This window comes from Variovorax sp. 01T439_2 (assembly GCF_056398445.1).
Genome location: NZ_JBFTPJ010001122.1, coordinates 1 through 1,688, shown reverse-complemented (window position 1 = coordinate 1,688; position 1,688 = coordinate 1). Strand labels below are relative to the sequence as shown.

Sequence of the window (1,688 nt, the reverse complement as noted above, 5' to 3'; positions counted from 1 at the left end):
GGACCTGGCCGTGGGCTACGGCGGCTCTTCTTCGCGCTACGAAGAAGAAAAGCGCGTCGTCTTCCACAAGGACGTCGGCCCGCTGATCAGCATGGAAGAGATGAGCCGCTGCATCCACTGCACGCGCTGCGTCCGCTTCGGCCAGGAAGTGGCCGGCGTGATGGAGCTCGGCATGACCCAGCGCGGCGAGCACTCCGAGATCGAAACCTTCCTCGGCGATTCGGTCGACTCCGAACTGTCGGGCAACATGATCGACATCTGCCCGGTCGGCGCGCTCACGAGCAAGCCGTTCCGCTACAGCGCCCGCACCTGGGAACTGTCGCGCCGCAAGTCGGTGAGCCCGCACGATTCCACCGGTTCCAACCTGATCGTCCAGGTCAAGAACAACCGCGTGATGCGCGTGGTGCCGCTCGAGAACGAAGAAGTCAATGAGTGCTGGATCGCCGACCGCGACCGCTTCTCGTACGAAGCCCTCAACGGCCCCGAGCGCCTCACGCAGCCCATGCTCAAGCAGGGCGGCCAATGGCAGCAGGTCGACTGGCAGACCGCGCTCGAATACGTGGCCAATGGCCTCAAGCAGATCAAAGCCGACCACGGTGCGCAAAGCATCGGCACGCTGGTGAGCCCGCACAGCACGCTCGAAGAGCTGCAGCTGGCCGCCATGCTCACGCGTGAGCTCGGCAGCGACAACATCGACTATCGCCTCCGCAATGCCGAATTCACGGCCTTCGAAGGCGTGCGCTGGCTCGGCACCTCGATTGCATCGCTCACGCAACTGCAGCGCGCGCTGGTCGTCGGTTCGAACCTGCGCAAGGACCATCCGCTGTTCGCGCAGCGCATCCGCCAGGCCGTGCGCAAGGGCGCCGCGCTGTCGGTGATCACCTCGGCCGGCCTGATGGCCGACCGCGACGCGTGGGCCATCAGCGTGGCGCAGTCGACCATCGCCGAGGCCGGCCAGTGGGTCGAGGCACTCGCTGCCGTCGCTGCCGCCATCGGCAAGACCAACGGCGCGACCGCCCCGCTGGCACCCAGGAACGAGCCCGACGCCGCCGCACAAGCCATCGCGGCCTCGCTGCTCGGCGGCGAGCGCAAGGCCATCCTGCTCGGCAATGCCGCCGCCCACCATGCAGAGGCCAGCAGCCTGCTGGCCCTTGCCAACTGGATCGGCGCGCAGACCGGCGCCACCGTCGGCTACCTGACCGAAGCCGCCAACACCGTGGGCGCGCAGCTCGTCGGCGCGTTCCCGAAGAACGGCGGCCTCGATGCCGGCCGCATGCTGGCCGCGGGCGCCGCAGCCGCCGACGCCATCGGCAATGCCCAGATGGTCGTCACGCTGAGTCCCTTCAAGGCCAACCTCGAGTTCAGCGACGTGCTGCTGCCGATCGCGCCATTCACCGAGACCCCGGGCACCTTCGTCAATGCCGAAGGCCGCGTGCAGGGCTTCCATGCCGTCGTGAAGCCGCAAGGCGAGACGCGTCCGGCCTGGAAGGTGCTGCGCGTGCTGGCCAACCTGCTCGGCCTGCCGGGCTTCGCATTCGAATCGACGGCTGACGTGCTGCGCACCATCGGCGACAACGGCGCCGTGCCGGCCAACGCGCTGGACAACGCCACCGCCGCCAAGGCCGTCGCTTTGAGCGGCGCCGCTCCCGCGCCTGTGGTTGCGAGCATCTATCAACTCGACTCTATCG

1 protein-coding gene is annotated in these 1,688 nt (G+C 68.0%); it reads left to right on the top strand.

Features of this window, described 5'->3' with window-relative positions:
• Positions 1 to 1,688 (top strand): molybdopterin-dependent oxidoreductase (locus tag AC1DOC_RS32630; protein ID WP_478131437.1); only part of this gene is annotated, 1,688 nt, incomplete at both ends.